The following is a 20970-nucleotide window of genomic DNA, read 5'->3' on the forward strand; positions in this document are numbered from 1 at the left end:
GAGGATGGGGTGCGATCAGTTGTCAGAAATTGCCCACAAAAAAGGCCTCCCGAAGGAGGCCTCTGTTACGCCGCTTGCGCAAGCGTTACTGGATTAGCAGCTGTAGTACAGCTCGTATTCCAGTGGGTGTACGAAGGTGCGAACCTTGATTTCTTCTTCGCTTTTCAGGGCGATGTAAGCGTCGATGAAGTCGTCGCTGAAAACGCCGCCTTTGGTCAGGAATGCACGACCTTTGTCCAGCTCTTCCAGGGCTTCTTTCAGGCTGCCGCAAACTTGTGGAATCTCTTTCGCCTCTTCAGGCGGCAGGTCGTACAAGTTTTTATCGGCGGCGTCGCCTGGGTGAATCTTGTTCTGGATACCGTCCAGGCCGGCCATTACCAGGGCAGCGAAGGCCAGGTACGGGTTGGCTGCTGGATCCGGGAAGCGGGCTTCGATACGGCGAGCACGAGGGCTGGACACGTAAGGAATACGGATCGAAGCGGAACGGTTGCGAGCCGAGTAGGCCAGCATTACCGGTGCTTCGAAACCTGGGACCAGACGCTTGTAGGAGTTGGTCGACGGGTTGGTGAAACCGTTCAGCGCCTTACCGTGCTTGATGATGCCGCCGATGAAGAACAGGGCGGTGTCGGACAGGCCGGCATAACCTTCGCCAGCGAAGGTGTTCTTGCCATCTTTGGCGATGGACAGGTGAACGTGCATACCCGAACCGTTATCGCCGTACAGCGGCTTAGGCATGAAGGTCGCGGTGCGGCCGTAAGCGTCAGCAACGTTGTGCACGCAGTATTTCAGGGTCTGAACTTCGTCAGCCTTGGCTACCAGGGTGTTGAACTTGACGCCGATTTCGTTCTGGCCAGCAGTCGCCACTTCGTGGTGGTGAACTTCGATGACCAGGCCCATTTCTTCCATGGCGTTGCACATGGAGGTACGGATTTCGTGGTCGTGGTCGAACGGAGGAACCGGGAAGTAGCCGCCTTTGACGCCTGGACGGTGACCGCGGTTGCCGCCTTCGACGTCCTGGTCGGACATCCACGAACCTTGTTCGGAGAAAATCTTGAACATGGAGCCGGAGATGTCGGACTTGAACTTCACTTCGTCGAAGATGAAGAATTCTGGCTCCGGGCCTACGAATACGGTGTCGCCGATACCGGTGGACTTCAGGTATTCCTCGGCGCGCTTGGCGATGGCACGTGGGTCACGGTCATAGCCTTGCATGGTCGAAGGTTCGATCACGTCGCAAACCAGGATCAGGGTCGGCTCTTCGGTGAACGGGTCCAGGACGGCAGTGCTGTCGTCCGGCATCAGGATCATGTCGGAAGCTTCGATGCCTTTCCAGCCAGCGATGGAGGAGCCGTCGAACATTTTGCCTTCTTCGAAGAAAGCTTCGTCCAGCGCGTCGCGAGCCGGCATGGTCACGTGGTGCTGTGTGCCTTTGGTGTCAGTGAAGCGCAGATCAATCCATTTGACGTCATGATCTTTGATGAGTTGAACCGACTTCGACATAGTGTCCTCCGGGTGGGCTTCGGGCTTGGTAGTGGATGCCCTTAGAATGTGGGTGATGCCGGCGCGAATACTCTGCCAAGGCAACCTGCCTCACAAGGGAGCAAATTGCATGCCAGTGCCCCGACTTGGGTTTTTCGCCCCAATCTCACGCATATAAACGTGTAAATGGAGAAAAACGTAATTTTTACGCACTGCAATGTGGCGCGAAAAAGCTCATACGCCCCGTTTTAGTGCGCGCAAAACCATCTGAACATTAACTGGTTAAACCTTGAGCAATTTCCGCTATAATCCGCGCCCCCCTTTTTCGGCTGGCCCTTCGCGCGCTGTTTTCATGAAACTAATCGTAAAAGTCTTTCCCGAGATCACCATCAAGAGCCGCCCGGTACGGATGCGTTTCATCCGCCAGCTGGCCAAAAACATCCGTGCCGTGCTCCGTGATCTGGATCCGGCTGTGGTGGTGAACGGTGTGTGGGACAATCTCGAGCTGGAAACCCGTGTCAGCGAGCCGAAAGCCTTGAAGGACATGATGGATCGCCTGAGCTGCATGCCGGGCATCGCGCATTTCCTGCAGGTTGACGAGTACCCGTTGGGCGACTTCGACGACATCGTCGCCAAGTGCAAGCAGCACTTCGGCGATGCCTTGCCGGGCAAGATTTTTTCTGTGCGCTGCAAGCGCGCCGGCAAGCACGAATTTTCCTCGATGGATGTCGAGAAATACGTCGGCAGCCAGCTGCGTCGTCAGTGCGGCGCCGCCGGAATTTCCCTGAAAGAGCCTGAAATCGAAGTGCGGATGGAAATTCGCGACCAACGGTTGTTTGTGATCCACAGCCAGCACAACAGCATCGGCGGATATCCGCTGGGCGCCCTCGAACAGACCCTGGTACTGATGTCCGGTGGTTTCGATTCGACGGTAGCGGCTTACCAGATCATGCGCCGCGGGCTTATGAGCCATTTCTGCTTCTTCAACCTCGGCGGCCGCGCCCACGAACTGGGCGTGATGGAAGTCGCGCATTTCATCTGGAAGAAGTACGGCAGCTCCCAGCGCGTGCTATTCGTCAGCGTACCGTTCGAGGAAGTGCTCGGAGAAATTCTCGGTAAAGTCGATAACAGTCATATGGGCGTAGTATTGAAGCGTATGATGTTGCGCGCGGCTTCAAGAATTGCCGATCGGCTGGAAATCGATGCGCTGGTTACCGGTGAGGCGATCTCCCAGGTGTCCAGCCAGACGCTGCCGAATCTCTCGGTGATCGACTGCGTGACCGAGAAGCTGGTGCTACGCCCCCTGATCGCCAGTCACAAGCAGGACATCATTGATCTGGCCACCGAGATCGGCACTGCCGATTTCGCCAAGCACATGCCGGAATATTGCGGGGTGATTTCGGTCAACCCCAAGACCCACGCCAAGCGCAACCGCGTGGAGTATGAAGAACAACAGTTCGATATGGCGGTGCTCGAGCGTGCGCTCGAGAACGCCAAACTGGTGCCGATCGATCGGGTTATCGATGAATTGGGCCAGGATTTGCAGGTCGAAGAAGTCAGTGAAGCACTGGCCGGTCAGATCGTGATCGACATCCGTCACCCGGATGCTCAGGACGACGAGCCGCTGGAGCTGCCTGGCATCGAGGTACAAGCGATGCCGTTTTATGCATTGAACGCTCGTTTCAAGGAACTGGACCCTACTCGCCAGTACCTGTTGTATTGCGACAAAGGCGTGATGAGTCGCCTGCATGCCCACCATTTGCTCAGTGAGGGGCATGCCAATGTGCGCGTTTATCGACCGAGCTAAGAGCCCGGGGCTGTATGCCTGTGGTTTGCGTCACCGGCCCCCCGACGCCGCCGTCAAGCTGTAACGGCAAGGCCTGACTCTACTGAAAATCGCTGCCACGACCTGTCAGCACACCGAATCCTCTGATCGAGATACACAAGTGATCGAAAATCTACGCAACATCGCCATCATTGCTCACGTTGACCATGGTAAAACCACCCTGGTAGACAAACTCTTGCGTCAATCCGGCACCCTGGAGCGCAACGAGCTCAACGACGAGCGCGTGATGGACTCCAACGACCAGGAGAAAGAGCGCGGTATTACCATTCTGGCGAAAAACACCGCCATCAACTGGAACGGCTACCACATCAACATCGTGGACACCCCGGGCCACGCCGACTTCGGCGGCGAAGTAGAACGCGTAATGTCGATGGTCGACTCCGTTCTGCTGCTGGTTGACGCTCAAGACGGCCCTATGCCGCAAACCCGTTTCGTGACCAAGAAGGCTTTCGAAGCCGGCCTGCGTCCAATCGTGGTAATCAACAAGGTTGACCGTCCAGGCGCGCGTCCGGACTGGGTTCTGGACCAGATCTTCGACCTGTTCGACAACCTCGGTGCTACCGAAGAACAACTGGACTTCAAAGTCGTCTACGCCTCGGCCCTGAACGGCATTGCCGGTCTGGACCACACCGACATGGCTGAAGACATGACGCCGCTGTACCAGTCGATCGTCGACAACGTACCTGCGCCGAAAGTCGACCGTGACGGTCCGTTCCAGATGCAAATCTCCGCTCTGGACTACAACAGCTTCCTGGGTGTTATCGGCGTTGGCCGTATCGCTCGTGGTCGCATCAAGCCGAACACTCCGGTTGTCGCTATCGACGCCGACGGCAAGAAGCGTAACGGTCGTATCCTGAAGCTGATGGGTCACCACGGTCTGCACCGTATCGACGTTGAAGAAGCAGCTGCCGGCGACATCGTCTGCATCAGCGGCTTCGACCAGCTGTTCATCTCCGACACTCTGTGCGACCCACTGAACGTCGAAGCGATGAAGCCGCTGACCGTTGACGAGCCAACCGTTTCCATGACCTTCCAGGTAAACGACTCGCCTTTCTGCGGTAAAGAAGGCAAGTTCGTGACCAGCCGTAACATCAAGGAACGTCTGGACAAAGAGCTGCTGTACAACGTTGCACTGCGCGTTGAAGAAGGCGACTCGGCTGACAAATTCAAGGTATCCGGCCGTGGTGAGCTGCACCTCTCGGTACTGATCGAAACCATGCGTCGCGAAGGCTTCGAAATGGGTGTCGGTCGTCCGGAAGTGATCATCCGCATGGTTGACGGCGTCAAGCACGAACCGTACGAAAACGTCACCATCGACCTGCCGGAAGAGTCCCAGGGCTCGATCATGGAGCAAATGGGTATCCGTAAAGGCGACCTGACCAACATGGTTCCGGATGGCAAGGGCCGTGTGCGCCTTGAGTACAACATCCCGGCCCGTGGCCTGATCGGTTTCCGTAACGAGTTCCTGACCCTGACCTCCGGTGCAGGCATCCTGACCTCGATCTTCGACCGTTACGACGCCATGAAGTCCGGCGACATGTCCGGTCGTCAGAACGGCGTACTGGTTTCGGTGGCTACCGGTAAGGCACTGACCTACTCGCTGGAAACCCTGCAGTCCCGTGGCAAGCTGTTCATCGAACACGGCCAGGACATCTATGAAGGTCAAATCGTTGGTCTGAACAGCCGCGACAACGACTTGGGTGTTAACCCGACTAAAGGCAAGAAGCTCGACAACATGCGTGCTTCGGGTAAAGACGAAACCATCGCTCTGGTTCCACCTGTACGTTTCACTCTGGAGCAAGCTCTGGAATTCGTACAAGAAGACGAGCTGTGTGAAGTTACGCCGAAGTCCATCCGTCTTCGCAAGAAGATCCTGGGCGAAAGCGAGCGTACCCGCGCTGCCAAGAAAAGCGGCAACTGATTCGTCAGTAGTCTGCTGAAATGAAAACGCCCCCGACCGCAAGGTCGGGGGCGTTTTTGTTTGTCTGGAGCAAAATCAAAAGATCGCAGCCTTCGGCAGCTCCTACGGGGGTGCATCAATCCTGTGTAGGAGAGGCCGAAGGCTGCGATCTTTTCAGGTTAAAACTTTTCCAGCGTCCGACGGCTACTGCTCGTCTCACGCGCCACTTCTTTTGGCTTGTAGGCGCAATACCCCGGGCGCGGCCCGATTTTCGGGTGGTTGCGGCAGGTATCCGGACGCTTTTCATAAATAGTGCATAGACGACTCTTACGATCCAGGTACAGGCAATCGTTGTTACTCATGCGCTGGAGGGTGAAGATCTCGGACTTCTGGTTGTAACGCTCGACGATCCCTTCCTTCTGCAAACGCTTGGCGATGTTCTTCGCGGGCTCGCCGCGCTCGAATTCATCGACGATGCCAATACGGATCAGATCCTTGATCTTGACCTCGACCGGCAGCGTGCAGCAGCTGGACACGCAGGAACCGCACATCGGCGCAGAATACTTGGCCCAGGTATCGAGGCGATCGATCTCTGCGGCAGCGATCAGGTTGGACTTCATCATCTGTTGTTACCAGGGGGTGTATCAGGGCGCGCGATGATACCGGGGTTGGTGCAAGTGTGAACAACCATTTGCCGGTTTTTCATCCAATCAGCGTGTTTTGACCGGATCGGCACGGCATCTGCATCTTTTCAGGGCGTATCGGCCGGGGGAAAATGTTTACCTGGGTAATTGCAGAAAATGCCGAACCGGAACCTCTGCCTCGTGTCAGACCGACTAGGCTCAGACAATTCCATGCCGTCTATCTCGCTCGAGGTTGTATTGATGACTCAGGAACCACTTGTTCGTGACGCAGAGGTGGCCGCGTTTCGCGACGCTGTCTTGACCAAACTGACCTACGCAGTGGGTAAAGACCCGGATCACGCGTTTGACCATGACTGGTTCGAAGCCATTGCCTTGGCCGCGCGGGACCATATGGTCGAACACTGGATGGACCACACGCGGCAGATCTACCGCAAAGGCCAGAAGCGTGTTTACTACCTGTCGCTGGAGTTCCTTATCGGCCGTCTGCTCTACGACAGCCTGAGCAATCTCGGCCTGCTGGATGTGGCGCGCGAGGCGATGACTGAACTGGGCGTCGACCTTGAGCGCATTCGCCTGCTGGAGCCGGATGCGGCGCTGGGTAACGGCGGCCTTGGGCGATTGGCTGCGTGTTTCATGGAAAGCATGTCGACCCTCGGCATCGCTGGCCATGGTTATGGTATTCGTTATGAACACGGCTTGTTCCGTCAGGCCATTGTCGACGGCTGGCAGCAGGAACAGACCGAGCACTGGCTGGATTTCGGCAACCCCTGGGAGTTCGAGCGGCCTGAGGTGATTTACCCGATCGGCTTCGGCGGTGGTGTCGAGACCGTGATGGATGAAACCGGCAAGACCAAGCAAGTCTGGTGGCCGGCGGAAACCGTACGGGCAGTGGCCTACGACACGCCCGTGGTCGGTTGGCGCGGTGCCAGCGTCAACACGCTGCGCCTGTGGCGGGCGCGGGCCATGGAAGAGCTGCACCTGGAGCGCTTCAATGCCGGCGATCACCTGGGCGCGGTGGCCGAAGTGGCGCGAGCGGAAAGTATTTCCCGCGTGCTGTACCCCGCCGACAGCACCGAGGCCGGCCAGGAGTTGCGGCTGCGTCAGGAATATTTCTTCGTTTCTGCCTCGTTGCAGGATTTGCTGCGCCGGCACAAGAACATGCATGACTCGGTGCTGAGCCTTGGCGACCACGCCGCGATCCAGCTCAACGACACCCATCCCTCGATTGCCGTGGCCGAGCTGATGCGGCAGTTGCTCGATTTGTACGATGTCGACTGGGATACCGCCTGGCAGATCACTGTCGACACGCTGTCCTACACCAACCACACGTTACTGCCTGAAGCGCTGGAAACCTGGCCGGTAGGGCTGATGGAGCGGATGCTGCCGCGGCACATGCAGATCATCTATCTGATCAACGCCCATCACATCGACTCACTGCGAGCCAAGGGCATCCACGACTTCGACGTGCTGCGCGCCGTGTCCCTGATCGAGGAAGACAACGGCCGTCGGGTACGCATGGGCAACCTGGCGTTTCTCGGCTCCCACAGTGTCAACGGAGTTTCCGGTCTGCATACCCAACTGATGCGCAGCACGGTATTTTCCGAACTGCACAGACTCTATCCGGAACGGATCAACAACAAGACTAACGGCATCACCTTCCGTCGCTGGTTGTACCAGTCCAATCCGGAACTGACCTCAATGTTGGTCGATGCGTTGGGTCCCAAGCTGCTGGATAACGTTGAAGAACGCTTGATCGATCTTGAGCCGTTCGCCGAAAAGGCAGCGTTCCGCAAACAGTTCGCCGAGCAGCGGCTGCACAGCAAAAGAGCCTTGGCCAATATCATCCAGGAGCAGTTGGGGATCACGGTCAACCCGGCGGCGATGTTCGATGTGCAGGTCAAGCGGATTCACGAATACAAGCGCCAGTTGTTGAACTTGCTGCACACCGTAGCGTTGTACCAGGCGATCCGCGCGGAACCTGAAGTCGACTGGGTACCGAGGGTGAAAATTTTCGGCGGCAAAGCCGCGGCCAGCTATCACCAGGCCAAGTTGATCATCAAACTGGCCAACGACATCGCGCGCACCGTGAACAACGACCCGACCGTACGCGGCCTGCTCAAGGTGGTGTTCCTGCCCAACTACAACGTGAGCCTGGCCGAGAGCATCATTCCTGCAGCCGACCTCTCGGAGCAGATCTCCACCGCCGGATTCGAGGCGTCGGGCACCAGCAACATGAAGTTTGGCCTCAACGGCGCCCTGACCATCGGCACGCTGGACGGAGCCAACGTGGAGATGTGCGAGCGCATCGGTGCCGAGCACATGTTTATCTTTGGTCTCAGCGCCCAGCAGGTCGAAGCGCGAACACTCAACGCCGAGTTCAGCGCCGTGCCCGATATTGCGGCCTCCCATCGACTGGGGGACGTGTTGCAAGCGATCCGCAGCGGCGTCTTCTCGCCGGATGACCCGACGCGTTACACCGGGTTGATCGATTCGCTGGTCGACCATGACCGCTTTCTGGTCTGCGCCGACTTTGACTCCTACTGGAATGCTCAGGCACGGGTCGAAGCCCACTGGCATGACTCGAAAGAGTGGTGGCGTTCGGCGGTGTTGAGCACTGCCCGGATGGGCTGGTTCTCGTCCGACCGGACGATTCGTGAGTACGCGACGGATATCTGGAAGGCGCTTGAGTAAGTTTTAGGCGCCGTTTGATTGGCTCGATATAGTGTGGTGCTCCGGAAAAGATCGCAGCCTTCGGCAGCTCCTACGGTCCGTGTTCACAGGAAATTTTGGTGAGCGCGGTTGTTGTAGGAGCTGCCGCAGGCTGCGATCTTGGCGATGCGGGCCGCGCCAACCCTTTTCGGTCGGCCACTGTGCTTAGGGATATCGACCATGCAATGGATTTTCATGCTGATAGGGCTGGTGCTGGGCTGGATGCTCGATGAGTCCTTCAGCGATGCCTTGCTGGGTGCCCTGATCGGGCTTGGTGTCGGGCTGACGATTCGCGTTACGGGTCTGAGTTCGCAAGCGGCGCAGCAGCGCCAGCAGCTGGAACTGGCGCAGAAGGCTTTAGCGGCTGTCGAGCAGCGCCTGGCACTGCTTGAAGCCTCTGGAATCAGAGCTGGCGAACCGAGCGCTGCCAGTGAAGCTGCCCAGCCCTATTCCCCTCCTGAAGTTGTCTTGAGCGAAGCGCCGGAACCGATTCCGGCGTCTTTGCGTGCGGTTCCCGAACTGGTCTGGGATTGGCCGGCTGAGCTCGAACGCGAGCAATTTGACGTCGCGCCGCAACTGAGCAAGCCACCGCCAGTCGATGCGTGGAAGCCAGCGCCCGCTGCCAGCGAGCCGAGAAAACCGGCAGGCCCCCGTGAACCGAACCTGATTGAGCGCGCCATGAGCAGTGCGCGCAATTGGCTGTTCGGCGGTAACACTGTGCTGCGGGTCGGTGCGGTGCTGTTGTTTCTCGGGTTGGCGTTCCTGCTGCGCTATGCCACCGAAGGCATGGTGGTGCCGATCGAGCTGCGTTATGCCGGGGTTGCCGCTTGTGCCCTGGGCCTGTTGGGGCTGGGTTGGTGGCTGCGTTTGCGCAACAGTAGCTACGCGCTGATGTTGCAGGGTACGGGGATCGCGGTGCTATACCTGACGGTGTTCGCCGCCATGCGCCTGCATCCGCTGCTTGATCCGACTGCCGCTTTAGGCTTGCTGGTGGTGGTCACGCTGTTCTCGGCGATTCTGGCGATCACCCAGGATGCGCTGGGCCTGGCTGCGGCGGCGGCCCTCGGTGGTTTTGCCGCGCCGATCCTGACCTCCACGGGTGCTGGCAACCATGTCGCGTTGTTCAGCTATTTCGCCTTGCTCAACGCTGGCATCCTGGCCATTGCCTGGTTCAAGGCCTGGCGCCTGCTCAATCTGATCGGTTTCGTCGGCACCTTCGGCATTGGTTTCGCCTGGGGGCTGCGCTCTTACACCGCGCAACTGTTGTGGAGCACCGAACCGTTCCTGATTCTGTTCTTTCTGATGTACCTGGCAATCGGGCTGTTATTCGCGCGGCGCACGTTGCTGGAGCTGAGCGATGCACCCGCAGACGCCGGCCGCGAAGCGCTGCTGCGCTGGTCGGCGCGCAAGGGCGATTACGTCGACGGCACTATGCTGTTCGGCCCGCCGCTGATTGGTTTCGGCTTGCAGTTCGCGCTGGTCCAGCATCTGCAGTTCGCCGCGGCGTTCAGCGCGCTGGCGCTGGGCATCGTCTATATCGGCCTGGCCCGCTTGCTCGCCGGTGGGCGAGCACTGTTGCTCGGGGAAACCTGCCTGGCACTGGGGGTGATTTTCGCCAGCCTGGCGATTCCGCTGGGCCTGGATGCGCGGTGGACGGCGGCAGCCTGGGCGGTGGAAGGCGCAGGGATTTTCTGGCTTGGCCTGCGTCAGCAGCGACCTTTGGCACGGGCGTTTGCCTTGCTGCTGCAAGTGGGCTCGGCGCTGGCATTCCTCAGTGAACTGCGGGGTGGCGAGACCAGCCTGTTGGACGGCGCACCGCTCGGGGCGCTGATGCTGGGCGCAGCCTTGTTGTTCAGTTTCTATCAATTGCGCAAAGCCCTGCCGGGGCAAGCGTCGAACCCGGAGCGTAAAGCGCTGCCGGTGTTGGCTTGCGGCGGCCTGGTATTTCTTTATCTGCTGGCTCCCTTGTTCTTCTTCACCCAGGGTACCGCTATCAGTTGGGCACTGGCGGGGCTGGCGACCTTGTTCGTCGGCCTGCGCCTGCAATCGCGGACGTTCCTGTTCAGCGCCTTCGCTGTGCAACTGCTCGGTGGCGCGTTGTTCCTGCTGCGGCTGCAAGGCGCGCAGGACGACTCTGCAGTATTCAGTGCCGGCTGGAGCGGTTTGCTCAGTGCCTCCTTGATCGGCCTGGCGTTGATCGGTGGCATGTTGCTGGCGGCACGTGATGACATGGTGCGCAATGACATGCGACTGCTGCGCGGCCTGTCGGTGGTATTGCTGGCGGGACTGGTGCTGATCAATCTGGCGGTATTGTTTGTGCTGCCATGGCAAACGGCGAGCGCGGTGTGGGCTGCCAGCGGTCTGATGATCATCTGGCTGAGCTTGTACATGCAGCAGCGCGTGAGTTTTGTCTTTGGTCTGCTGTTGCAGTTGATTGGCGGCGCGGCGTTCCTGATTGCCGGGCCCGATCTGCTCGGGCCGTTGTCCAGTGAAGGGGTGCGGCCACTGGCTCATGGCGGCTTCTGGACGCCGATGGTGCTCGGGTTGGCGGCGTTGGTCGGTGCCTGGCGCTTGCAGCGAGGCGGTCATGCAACGGCCTTCGATGCCTTGAGTTTACAGACTTTGTCCGAACTGCTGCTGGTGTGGGGCGCGGCCTGGTGGGCGCTGGCGCTGATCAGCGAAGTGTTGCGCTTTGCCCCGGCGGATCTGCAAGCCACGTGGTTGCTCGGCGTCGCGGCGCTGAGTGTGGCGCTGTGGTGCCTGTTGGCCTTGCGCTTGAAGTGGCCGGCGCTGGGTCTGCTCTGCACCTTGCTGGTACTGACAGCGAGTCTGGTATTGGTCGCGGCATGGCACGCTCGTTATCACCCGGCAGCCCATTTCGGCTGGCTGGCGTGGGTGGCGGTGTTTATCGTGCACTTCTTCGCGTTGCGGCGTTTGGCGCCGATGCTGCCCGCTGCGGCCTTGAGCGCCGCCCATGTACTGGGTTGCTGGCTGCTGATTGGCGTACTGGCGCTGGAACTGCGTTACGGCCTGCTGCTGTTGTCCGAGCAATACAACGCCTGGCGCTGGCTGGGTTGGGCGATTCTGCCAAGTCTGTATCTGGTGCTGATGGCTGCCCCTCGCAACTGGCGGTGGCCGGTCTCGAGCCATTCCCCCGAGTATCGCTTTTATGCGGCGTTGCCGTTGGCAGTGTTGATGCTTGGCTGGTTTTGGCTGGCGAACATCGCCAGTGACGGTACCGCCGAGCCGCTGCCCTATGTGCCGCTGCTCAACCCGCTGGAGGTGGGGCTGTTGTTCGCCCTGTTCGGGGTTTATGCCTGGTCGCGCAGTGCGCTCAGGCAATGGGCAACTCGCTCCGACGCTGTCGAGCCTGCCACACAACGGGTGGTTGGCGTCTTGTTGTTCGCCTTCTTCACCGCATTGGTGATGCGCAGCGCTCACCATTGGGGCGGTGTGCCGTTCGAGTTGGACGCGCTGTTGCAGTCGATGCTGGTGCAAGCCGGACTGTCGATCGTCTGGACGCTGATTGCCCTGAGTCTGATGATCGGCGGCCATTTGCGTCACCGTCGCGAAGTCTGGTTGATCGGCGCGTTGCTGATCGCCGTGGTGGTCGCCAAACTGCTTTTTGTCGAGTTGAGTAACCGTGGCGGGCTGGCGCGGATCGTGTCGTTTATCGGTGTGGGGGTGTTGCTGCTGGTGGTGGGCTATTTCGCGCCGCTGCCGCCCAAGCGTGCCGAAACCGAACCGGCAGCTGGAAAGTCGGCCAATGAATCTGAAGGAGTGTCATCTTGAGTCAGAAGCTGAGTCTGGGCTGGTTAGGGGCTGTCGGGTTGTGTGTGGCACTGTCGGCCAATGCCCAGGAGAAACCGGGGGATTTTACCACTCAAATGCCGTTGACCCTGAGCGGCGAGAGTCCGTGGTACCGCCTTGAATTACCGCTGGCAGTGCAACTGAACGCACGTCAGACCGATCTCGGCGACGTGCGGGTGTTCAATGCTGCCGGTGAAGTCCAGGCCTATGCGCTAGCCCGGGAGCAGGCACAGACCAGCGAAAACCGCGCCTTGACCGACGTTAAATGGTTCCCGCTCTACAGCTCGACGGACGCCAGCGACGCCACCCCGAGTATCCAGGTGAAATCGAGTGCAAACGGCACCCTGGTCGAAGTCCGGCCCTCCGGCCAGATTGAGGCCGGCGAGGAAGTGCTGCGTGGCTGGTTGCTGGATGTCAGCGCAATCAAGGCGCCGTTGCAGCAGTTGATTCTCGATTGGGACAGTGAGCGGGAAGGTTTCCAACGCTTCAGCATTGAAGCCAGTGACGATTTGCAGCATTGGCAATCGTGGGGCGAAGGGCAGGTGGCGCGCCTGTCGTTTGCCGACGAGCGGATCGAGCAGCAGGAGGTCGCTTTGCCGGGGCAGCCGGCGCGGTATCTGCGCTTGTTGTGGGACACCCGGCAGTCGGTGCCGATCCTCACTTCAGCCCAACTGGAAAGCGCCAGCATCAACAGCCTGCCGCTGCCTTTGAGCTGGTCGCAGCCGCTGGCCGGGAGTAGCGTGAGGGCGGGTGAATACACCTGGCAACTGCCCGCTGGCCTGAACATCGAGCGCTTGCGGGTGGCGCTGAGTCAGGCTAACAGCCTTGCTCCCGTTACCTTGTACGGTCGTCGCGAAAGTAGCCAGGCGTGGCAGCCGTTGAGCAGCGGGTTGCTTTATCGCCTGACCCAGAATGGCCAGGATGTGGTGCAAGATGAATTGCAGGTGCCCGGTCAGACTGTCCAGCAATTGAAGCTGGTCGTCGACGAGCGCGGTGGAGGCCTGGGCGCTGAAGCCCCGGCCGTGCACTTTGCCGTGCGGGCGACGCAGTTGGTGTTTCTCGCTCGTGGAGCAGCGCCGTATACCCTGGCCCTGGGCAACCCGGCGGTGAAAGCGGCAAATCTGCCGCTGCCGACCTTGATCCCTGATTACAGTCCCGGGCGTCTGGCGGCCTTGGGTCAGGCAAAAGTGGACGGTGGTTTGTTGTTCGCTCCATCAACCACTGCGACATCACCGATTGTCGTGGGCACCGACTGGAAGAAAATCGGTTTGTGGGCGGTGTTGTTGCTGGGTGTGCTTTTTCTCGCGCTCATGGCGTTCAGTCTGTTGCGCCAACCACCGGTGAAAACCTGACGGTTGGTGCTTCGCACCATTCGCGGGCAAGCCGGATCGCCGCACCGCTGCTCCCATAGAAGAAATACGATCAAATAATGTGGGAGCGGGCTTGCTCGCGATGACGCTCTCTCGGCCACAGAGAATTGCTGAAGTGGTGGAAAATCTTCAGCCACCTTCGGTCGGTTTCGGGCTACGCTCAACCCGGCACATGAACTCTATGGGGCGGATCACGTCTGATAAGAGGAAAAGCGCCCCGACTCGCGTTAAACTGCGCGGGTTTTTAGCCCCCCCCTTTCTCCGGAGCCATCCATGTCCCGCGTTACCTTGAGTCGCTATTTGATTGAGCAGACCCGTAGCAACAACACTCCTGCCGATCTGCGTTTCCTGATCGAAGTGGTGGCGCGTGCTTGCAAGGAAATCAGCCACGCCGTCTCCAAAGGCGCCCTGGGTGGTGTTCTGGGCAGCATGGGCACTGAAAACGTGCAAGGTGAAGTGCAGAAGAAACTCGACGTGCTTTCCAACGAAATCCTGCTCGAAGCCAACGAATGGGGTGGTCACCTGGCCGGCATGGCGTCCGAAGAAATGGACAATGCCTACCAGATCCCGGGCAAATACCCGAAAGGCGCGTACCTGCTGGTTTTCGACCCGCTGGACGGTTCGTCGAACATCGACGTCAACGTTTCGGTAGGCACCATCTTCTCGGTACTGCGTTGCCCGAGCGAGCACCTGAGCCAGAACGAAACCCTCAGCGAGAAGGCTTTCCTGCAGCCGGGTACCCAGCAGGTCGCTGCCGGCTATGCCATCTACGGTCCACAAACCATGCTGGTGCTGACCCTGGGCGACGGCGTCAAAGGCTTCACCCTGGACCGTGAAATGGGCAGCTTCGTGCTGACCCACGAAGACATCAAGATCCCGGAAACCACCCAGGAATTCGCCATCAACATGTCCAACCAGCGTCACTGGGAAGCTCCGGTACAGCGCTACGTCAGCGAGTTGCTGGCCGGTGAAGAAGGTCCGCTGAAAAAGAACTTCAACATGCGCTGGATTGCCGCGATGGTTGCCGATGTGCATCGCATCCTGACCCGTGGCGGCCTGTTCATGTACCCGCGCGACAACCGCGATCCGTCCAAGCCGGGCAAACTGCGCCTGATGTACGAAGCCAACCCGATGTCGTTCCTGGTCGAGCAAGCGGGCGGTATTTCCACCGACGGCCACCAGCGGATTCTCGACATTCAGCCTGAAGGTCTGCACCAGCGTGTAGCGGTGTTCCTTGGTTCGAAAGAAGAAGTCGAGCGCGTCACCGCTTACCACAAGGAGTAAACCCATGCCTGCGCCTTGGCAGCTGTTGCTCGATTGGTGGTTCGGTTCAGCCGAGGAGCGGCCCGCCGAAGTGGTGGCTGCCAAGAGCAAGCTGTGGTTTGGCAATCGCGACAGCCAGGACCTCGAAGCGCGTGAGCGCTTCGGGGCCTGGGTCGAGCAGGCACTGGCCGGCGAATTGGCTGAGTGGGCGCAATGCCCGCAAGGCTGGCTGGCCTTGGTGCTGTTGCTCGATCAATTGCCGCGAATGATCTATCGCGATACCCCCAAGGCCTTTTCGGGTGACCTGCGTGCTCAAGCGCTGGTGGCTCAAGGGATTGCCGCGGATTTCGATCGACAACTACCGGCCATGCGCAGGGCGTTCATCTACCTGGTGTTTGAACATTGCGAGAACCTCGCGGTGCAGAACGAAGGTGTGTCGCGATTTGCTGCCTTGCAAGCAGAGCAACCGCTGGCCGATCAGCCCGTGTTTGCCGACCATCTCGACTACGCCGAACGGCATCAGAAAATCATCGCCCGGTTTGGCCGGTTTCCCCATCGCAACGAAGTACTGGGGCGGGTTTCCACGCCTGAAGAGTTGGCGTTTTTGAAAGAGCCGGGGGCGCGGTTCTAGGCACTACGTCAACTCACGGATTGACTTGCAGCAGCCGTTTCATCAGCAGTGTTGGCAAGTTTTTTCGGGTGTCGGCAATGATATGGATGAAGACGGTCTGGTCCCGCACCTCATAAATGATCCGGTTCGTTCCTGACAAAATCTGTCGGTACTGGCTGAGATTTAGCTTCTCGATCTCTTCGGGGATTGATCCTGCATAAGGCAGTGGCCCCAAATGTCGAATAGCTGTCTTTAGATTGGCGTAGGTGCTTTGCCATGTCTGGGCAGAGAATTGTTTTGTGATATGGCTTCGTAGTTCTTTGAGGTCTGTTTCTGCGGACTGAAGAATGACGACATTAAAACTCATTGATGATCGGCCTTATCCAGTTCTGCAAAAACGTCCTCCGCATCTCTGAATTTGCCCTCGTCGATCTCGCGATTGCCCATCGCGAGTAGCTTTAGCAGGGCCATCGTATCTTCCAGCTCTTCGAAACTCTTTACATCCATCACCACCAGTTTTGCTTCGCCGTTTTGGGTTATGACCAAAGGCTCTCGACTCTCGGTGATGGTCTTGACGATTTCAGCTGTATGGCTTTTCAAGTAGCTGATGGGTTTGATCTGGGATGAAAGCTTCATGGTGTGATCTCGTCTGGGTGAGCAGGACTGAGTTTAGTCTTAATTCAGTCCTGCGTCAGTTCCGCCAGACAAGTGCACCTCGGGTACGATGTGTGGATTAAATCCTGAAACTACCCACCAGTTGTTTCAACCGTGCCGCTTGCTGTTCCAGGTCCGCGCAGGCGCGCAAGGTCGACTGCAAGTTTTCCACGCCTTCCTGGTTGAGGGTGTTGATCTCGGTGATATCGACGTTGATCGACTCGACCACAGCGGTCTGTTCCTCGGTGGCGGTGGCCACCGACTGGTTCATCCCGTCGATCTCACCAATGCGCTGGGTCACACTGCCCAGGCGTTCGCCGGCCTGGTTGGCGATACCCACACTGCTTTCGCTCTGGCGCTGGCTGTCGGTCATGGTGAGGACGGCCTCGCGGGCGCCGACTTGCAGTTCTTCGATCATCTTCTGCACTTGCTGCGCCGAATCCTGGGTGCGGTGGGCAAGGTTGCGCACTTCGTCGGCGACCACCGCAAAGCCGCGTCCGGCTTCACCGGCGCGGGCGGCTTCGATCGCCGTGTTAAGCGCCAGCAGGTTGGTCTGTTGCGAGATGCTGGTGATCACTTCGAGGATCTGCCCGATGTTCACCGTATTGCTGTTCAGTGTTTCGATATTGCCGCACGAATCACTGATCTTGGCCGACAGTTGTTGCATCGCGGCGATGGTTTTATCCACCACCAGCTGACCATCTTCGGCCAGGCTGCGGGCGTCGCTGGAGTGCTGCGAGGCGAGGGCGGCGTTCTGGGCTATTTCCTGGGCGGCGGCGCCCAGTTGATTGATCGCCGCGGCGACGCTGCTGGTGCGCGAGGCCTGCTGGTCGGAGTTGAACATCGACGAGTTGGAAGCGCTGACCACGCGCAAGGCCACTTCGTTGACCTGGCCGGTGGCCGACGCTACTTCGCGGATCGAGGTGTGAATCCGCTCGACGAAACGGTTGAAGGATATGCCCAGGGCGCCGAATTCGTCCTGGTTCTGGATCGTCAGGCGCCGGGTCAGGTCGCCTTCACCTTCGGCGATATCGTGCATCGCACGGCCCATGGTCAGCAGTGGTTGCATCAGCACACGGATCAGCAGGCCCAGCAACGCGATGATGATCACTACGGCGATGAGCATGGCAATGATTGCCGAAGTGCGGAATTCACCGAGCATCGAGAACGCGGTGTCTTGGTCGAGCACCAGCGCCAGATACCAGTCCGCCGAAGGCACACCGTTGACGTGGGTGAAGGAGATAAACTGCGACTTGCCGTTCACTTCAACTTCCTTCATGCCCGGGCTGACCTTGGGAGCACCGTTGGGATACGCGTCGACCAGGCTTTTAAGCACCAGTTTGCTGTCCGGGTGGATCAGGATCTTGCCGTCTGCGCTGACGATAAAGGCGTGGCCATGGCCGCCGAAGTTCAACGAGTTGATGATCGCGCTGACGCTGCTGAGGTCGATATCGGCGCCGGCGATGCCGATGAACTGGCTCTGGTGTTGTACCGGGGTGGCGACGGTGATCACCAGTTTGCCCGAGGACGCAGCGATGTAAGGCTCGGTAACGATGGTCTGCCGGGCGCTGTTGGCTGCTTTGTACCAACCACGGGAGCGCGGGTCATAGTCGGCCGCACGGTTACCCGCCGGAACCGAAAACATTACGCCGTCCTGGCCACCGAAGTAACTGAGCTGGAAATTGCTCGTATAGGCCGGTAAGCCGATGGCGCGTTTCAGGCTGTCAGGCGCGCTGCCGTCGACGGCGATTTGCTGGGCCAGCGATTGTAGCAACTGCATGCGGCTTTCCAGCCAGGTCTGGATGTTGCTGGTGGTCAGGCTACCGAGTTCCTGCATTGAGGATTCGGTGCTGCTGCGCAAGGTCTGGCGCTGGTGGTAGTCGTTGAACAGGATGAAGCAGGCAAATGCAACGGCGACCACAAGCGCGGCTGCAAGCAGAATCTTGTGGCTGAATTTCATGTTTCTGGTCATTAAATGAACTACCGCGAGGGACTGGTCAGCGAGTGGGCGTCAATTTGCCACAGTGAAGGGCTTTGCACTGCTTATATGTCGACCGGTGAGCGCCAAGAATGAGGCGCTTTTGGCAAATCTTGACGAAATACTCTTGAACCCGGAAAAGAGCTTGATTTGAGGAGGAATTAGCGGATAGACGGCGCAAGAAATAGCCAATGGCGTCGGGAACCAGATGGACCTTTTCTCTTCTAAGCTTCTGGTTGGCAGCCATGCCTTCCCCCTTCCTCCCAGGAGTTTCACCATGTCGCTGCGATCTCTTGCCTTGTTGTCGTTCTGCGTGCTGCTGGCCGCGTGCAGCAAGGTAAACCAGGAAAACTACTCGAAGCTTTCGACAGGCATGCCTAAAGCCGAAGTCGAAACCTTGCTGGGTAAGCCATCGGATTGCTCTGGCGCCCTGGGTATGTCCAGTTGCACCTGGGGTGACAAGAACAGCTTTATCAGCGTGCAGTACGCCGGTGACAAAGTATTAATGTTTTCCGGGCAAGGCCTGAAGTAAAAAAACCGGGGCTTTGAGCCCACGGGAGAAAAATAATGATGCGGTTCGTAATAGTTCTTTTAGCCGGCCTGATATTGGCCGGCTGTGCCACCTCTGGCAATGATCCTTTGGCGCCCAAGACCGTCAACAGCGTCAATCTCAAGCGTTACCAAGGGACCTGGTACGAGCTGGCCCGCCTGCCGATGTATTTCCAGCGCAACTGTGCGCAATCCGAAGCCCATTACACCCTCAAGGCCGATGGCGATATCGCGGTATTGAACCGCTGCCTGACGACCGAATGGCAATGGGAAGAAGCCAGGGGCACGGCAACGCCACAGATTCCCGGTAGGACCGACAAGCTCTGGGTCGAATTCGATAACTGGATTTCCCGCCTGCTGCCAGGCGTGTCCAAGGGCGAATACTGGGTACTGTTTGTCAGCGACAACTACAAGACCGCGATCGTTGGCGACCCGAGTCGTCGGCACCTTTGGCTGCTGTCGCGCTCGCCTGAGGTCAATGGGGTAGTTCGTGAGGAGCTGCTGAGCAAGGCGCGCGAGCAAGGGTATGACACCACGCGGCTGATCTGGCGAGTGTCGGATACCCAGATGGCCAAGACTTCGAATTAGCGGCGTGGCTGAAAAGATCGCAGCCTGCGGCAGCTCCTACAAGGGATCCTGTGTATACACATTCCGTAGGAGCTGCCGCAGGCTGCGATCTTTTGCTTTTAACCCAACAACTCGCGCAACACCTGGGTAAACGCCCGTCTGCTGTCCTCTTCCCTGGCATGATGGCCGTCGCGGATCACCCATTGACCGTTGACCAGCACATCCCGCACCTGGCGATCGCCACCGGCAAATAGCCAGCGATTGAGAATCGCGTCGCCATTTGCCGTTGCCAGGTAAGGGTCGTTGCCGTCGAGCACCAGCCAGTCGGCACGCTTGCCCACTTCCAGTGCGCCAATCGGTTGACCCAATGCCTGGGCTCCACCGTCCAGCGCGGCGTCATACAGCGTGCGCCCGACCATCGGCTGATCGCCGCGATACAGGCGGTTGCGCCGTTGATCGCGCAGACGCTGGCCATATTCCAACCAGCGCAGTTCTTCGACCACGCTCAGTGATACGTGGCTGTCGGAACCGATACCCATCCGCCCGCCCTGAGCGAGGAAATCCACTGCCGGGAAAATCCCGTCGCCGAGGTTGGCTTCAGTGGTCAGGCACAGCCCGGCGATGGCTTTGCTCTTGGCCATCAGCGTGACTTCTTCGGGGTTGGCGTGGGTCGCATGGACCAGGCACCAGCGCTGATCGACCTCGGTGTTTTCGTACAGCCATTGCAAGGGACGACGACCGCTCCAGCTCAGGCAGTCGTCGACTTCTTTTTGCTGTTCGGCGATATGAATATGCACCGGGCACTGTTTGTCGCTGGCCGCCAGTACCTCGCTGATCTGTTGCGGTGTTACCGCGCGCAACGAGTGGAAGCACAGGCCCACGTGTTGCGCCGGTTGTTGCGCCAGCAGCGGCTGCAAACGCGCCTGCAACTTCAGATAACTTTCGGTGCTGTTGATAAAGCGCCGCTGGCCTTCATTCGGTGCTTGTCCACCGAAGCCTGCATGGCTGTAGAGCACTGGCAGCAGGGTCAGGCCGATACCGGCAGCACTGGCGGCCTGGCTGATCTGCAACGACAGCTCGGCCGGGTCGGCATAGGGCTGGCCATGGGTGTCGTGATGCACATAATGAAATTCGGCGACCGAGGTGTAGCCGGCCTTGAGCATTTCGATATAGAGCTGACGGGCGATGATCCCGAGTTGTTCCGGGCTGATTTTTCCGACGAGGCGATACATCAGATCGCGCCAGGTCCAGAAACTGTCATTTGGATTACCGGCAACTTCCGCCAGCCCGGCCATCGCCCGCTGGAACGCGTGGGAGTGCAGATTCGGCATGCCCGGCAGCAGCGGACCGTTCAACCGTTCGGCGCCATCGGCGCTGGCATCGGCCTGGATGTGGGTCAGCAAGCCATCGGCGCTGACCTCAAGACGTACATTGTTAGCCCATCCACTAGGCAGTAGCGCGCGTTCGGCAAAGAAGGCGGACATGGTTCAGCACCCCATCGTGTGTTATTTGTATATACATATACAGACGTTTGCCTGCTCGGTAAACTCCGGCAAGCTAGCAACCTTTACTCACTCACAAGGATTTCCTG

15 protein-coding genes are annotated in these 20970 nt (G+C 58.9%); 9 read left to right on the top strand and 6 right to left on the bottom strand.

Annotated elements, in window-relative coordinates:
* Positions 1–93: 93 nt before the first annotated feature.
* Positions 94–1500 carry a glutamate--ammonia ligase gene (gene glnA, locus AC3IUA_RS01575; RefSeq protein WP_150744898.1) on the bottom strand — a complete coding sequence of 469 codons (1407 nt, stop codon included), beginning with the start codon at positions 1498–1500 and terminating at the stop codon, positions 94–96.
* Between the two features lie 331 nt (positions 1501–1831).
* Between glnA and thiI the strand changes: the two genes are divergently transcribed.
* Positions 1832–3286 (top strand): tRNA uracil 4-sulfurtransferase ThiI, encoded by a 1455-nt coding sequence (gene thiI, locus AC3IUA_RS01580; protein WP_489358783.1) that lies wholly within the window; start codon positions 1832–1834, stop codon positions 3284–3286.
* 139 nt (positions 3287–3425) lie between these two features.
* Positions 3426–5246 (top strand): translational GTPase TypA, encoded by a 1821-nt coding sequence (gene typA, locus AC3IUA_RS01585; protein ID WP_489358784.1) that lies wholly within the window; start codon positions 3426–3428, stop codon positions 5244–5246.
* Between the two features lie 158 nt (positions 5247–5404).
* Here typA and AC3IUA_RS01590 read toward each other — a convergent pair whose 3' ends face one another.
* Positions 5405–5845, bottom strand: a complete 441-nt coding sequence (locus tag AC3IUA_RS01590; protein WP_149416955.1) for a YkgJ family cysteine cluster protein — start codon at positions 5843–5845, stop codon at positions 5405–5407.
* A gap of 264 nt (positions 5846–6109) precedes the next feature.
* Here AC3IUA_RS01590 and AC3IUA_RS01595 point away from each other — a divergent pair, with 264 nt between their 5' ends.
* The 5 genes from AC3IUA_RS01595 (at position 6110) to AC3IUA_RS01615 (ending at position 15652) form a co-directional block, all read left to right on the top strand.
* The gene (locus AC3IUA_RS01595; protein WP_489358785.1) at positions 6110–8560 is read left to right on the top strand and encodes a glycogen/starch/alpha-glucan phosphorylase; all 2451 of its coding nucleotides are present in this window, start codon (positions 6110–6112) and stop codon (positions 8558–8560) included.
* A 198-nt stretch (positions 8561–8758) separates the two neighbouring features.
* The gene (locus AC3IUA_RS01600) at positions 8759–12370 is read left to right on the top strand and encodes a DUF2339 domain-containing protein (protein WP_489358786.1); all 3612 of its coding nucleotides are present in this window, start codon (positions 8759–8761) and stop codon (positions 12368–12370) included.
* On the top strand, positions 12367–13740 hold the full coding sequence (locus AC3IUA_RS01605) for a DUF3999 domain-containing protein (RefSeq protein WP_489358787.1): 1374 nt from the start codon (positions 12367–12369) through the stop codon (positions 13738–13740). The genes AC3IUA_RS01600 and AC3IUA_RS01605 overlap by 4 nt, the downstream gene beginning before the upstream one ends.
* A 291-nt stretch (positions 13741–14031) precedes the next feature.
* Positions 14032–15042 carry a class 1 fructose-bisphosphatase gene (locus AC3IUA_RS01610; protein ID WP_489358788.1) on the top strand — a complete coding sequence of 337 codons (1011 nt, stop codon included), beginning with the start codon at positions 14032–14034 and terminating at the stop codon, positions 15040–15042.
* 4 nt (positions 15043–15046) lie between these two features.
* On the top strand, positions 15047–15652 hold the full coding sequence (locus tag AC3IUA_RS01615) for a DUF924 family protein (protein WP_489358789.1): 606 nt from the start codon (positions 15047–15049) through the stop codon (positions 15650–15652).
* 13 nt (positions 15653–15665) lie between these two features.
* Here AC3IUA_RS01615 and AC3IUA_RS01620 read toward each other — a convergent pair whose 3' ends face one another.
* From AC3IUA_RS01620 to AC3IUA_RS01630, 3 genes are all read right to left on the bottom strand, one after another.
* Positions 15666–15998, bottom strand: coding sequence for a type II toxin-antitoxin system RelE/ParE family toxin (locus tag AC3IUA_RS01620; protein ID WP_489358790.1), 333 nt, complete (start codon positions 15996–15998; stop codon positions 15666–15668).
* Positions 15995–16267: a type II toxin-antitoxin system Phd/YefM family antitoxin gene (locus AC3IUA_RS01625; RefSeq protein ID WP_489358791.1), complete on the bottom strand. Its 273-nt coding sequence runs from the start codon at positions 16265–16267 to the stop codon at positions 15995–15997. Before AC3IUA_RS01625 ends, AC3IUA_RS01620 begins: the two co-directional genes overlap by 4 nt.
* 97 nt (positions 16268–16364) lie before the next feature.
* Entirely contained in the window at positions 16365–18257 is a 1893-nt protein-coding gene (locus AC3IUA_RS01630; protein ID WP_489358792.1) for a methyl-accepting chemotaxis protein, read from the bottom strand.
* A gap of 283 nt (positions 18258–18540) precedes the next feature.
* Between AC3IUA_RS01630 and AC3IUA_RS01635 the strand changes: the two genes are divergently transcribed.
* Together AC3IUA_RS01635 and AC3IUA_RS01640 are read left to right on the top strand one after the other, a co-directional pair.
* Entirely contained in the window at positions 18541–18795 is a 255-nt protein-coding gene (locus tag AC3IUA_RS01635) for an outer membrane protein assembly factor BamE (protein ID WP_150802296.1), read from the top strand.
* Positions 18796–18830: 35 nt separating this feature from the next.
* Positions 18831–19400: a lipocalin family protein gene (locus tag AC3IUA_RS01640; protein WP_489358794.1), complete on the top strand. Its 570-nt coding sequence runs from the start codon at positions 18831–18833 to the stop codon at positions 19398–19400.
* Between the two features lie 98 nt (positions 19401–19498).
* Here the strand turns inward: AC3IUA_RS01640 and AC3IUA_RS01645 are convergent, their stop codons facing one another.
* Complete coding sequence (locus AC3IUA_RS01645; RefSeq protein ID WP_489358795.1) at positions 19499–20863, bottom strand: formimidoylglutamate deiminase; 1365 nt, start codon at positions 20861–20863, stop codon at positions 19499–19501.
* Between the last annotated feature and the right edge of the window lie 107 nt (positions 20864–20970).

This window comes from Pseudomonas sp. KH_050 (assembly GCF_057838875.1).